1 protein-coding gene is annotated in these 1,232 nt (G+C 60.1%); it reads left to right on the forward strand.

Annotation, left to right across the window (positions count from 1 at the left end; genetic code table 11):
• The first annotated feature begins 85 nt into the window (after nt 1-85).
• The gene (locus PG731_RS09120) at nt 86-1,201 is read left to right on the forward strand and encodes an IS1249 family transposase (protein WP_270773482.1); all 1,116 of its coding nucleotides are present in this window, start codon (nt 86-88) and stop codon (nt 1,199-1,201) included.
• Nucleotides 1,202-1,232 lie beyond the last annotated feature (31 nt).

Below are 1,232 nucleotides of genomic sequence, written 5' to 3' on the forward strand. Positions count from 1 at the left end.
ACAAAATGTGTTGGTGAAACGTCGACTTTTCGGCTTTGTGGTGCGGGAGAGTGGGCGTCAAAGTTGGTACTGGCAGATTCGGTGAGTGAACATCTCGAAATGCGATTCCTGTGGCAGGAAGCTGATCCGGTACGGACTGTCGAAATCGGGCAAGCAGAGGTGGCATTGCACCTCGTGCCACTCAACTGGCGTGCAGCGGATTGATACCTCGGCCAAGCACCTGGGTGAGTTTCTTTCCTGGCTGCTCAGCGGTAATCGGCAGGCGGATATGCCAGGTGGGGGCAGGTCGTTTCGGCGGCGGTGCCAGGGTTTGTGGGAGGTGTGGCCTCTTGCTCCGGTGGTGGATGAGGTGCATGAGGTCGTGTTCGTTGACGGGATCCACCTGGGCCGCAAAGCGGTCGTCTTGATTGCTCAGTCCCAGGATTTCATCTTGGGCTGGTATGTGGCACGCAGTGAGAACTCGCGCGCCTGGGAAGCGCTCATGAACCGGATCGCCCCACCAGACGTGGTGGTGACGGATGGGGGCAGTGGCTTCGAAAAAGCCCGCAAGAAAGCCTGGCCGAACACGCGGGTCCAGCGGTGCACCTTCCACGCGTTCGGGACCATCAAACAAGCTACCACCATTCGCCCCAAGCTTGCAGCCTCCAAGGAACTGTACGGCTTGGGCAAGCAGCTCTTGCACGTGAAAGACCGAGAGCAAGCGGCCTCATGGATAGACACCTACTTGGACTGGTGCAAGCGCTGGGAGGGCTTCCTCGCGCAGAAGACCAAGAGGGACGATGGCGGGTGGGAATACACGCACGAACGACTCGTGCGGGCCCGCAACAGTGTGAACCGGCTCATCGGAGCCGAGGTGTTGTTCACCTACACCGACCCCCAGTTTGAGGGGGCGTTGCCGGCGATGAACAACCAGATCGAAGGCGCGACCAACGCGCCCTTGCGTCAACTGTTGCGGGACCACCGGGGAATGCGGCTGACCCGCCGGATCAAAGCGATCTTCTGGTGGTGCTACATGCACACCGAAAACCCGCTCCCACCAGCCCAGATCCTCAAAATCATGCCCACAGACACCCAGATTGAAGCCCAATGGGAACACGCCTCGCGCACACACCCCGCAGCCGGTGTCATCCCCAGATGGGGCGACGCCATCGCCTGGCACGACCTCCACCACACAAGCCCCCACCGAAACAACTGGGACTAACCCTCCACCAACTCTTTTTGTCCTTTAACCC

Source organism: Pauljensenia sp. OF14-1SRA, from assembly GCF_027694595.1.
Lineage (GTDB): Bacteria > Actinomycetota > Actinomycetes > Actinomycetales > Actinomycetaceae > Pauljensenia > Pauljensenia turicensis_B.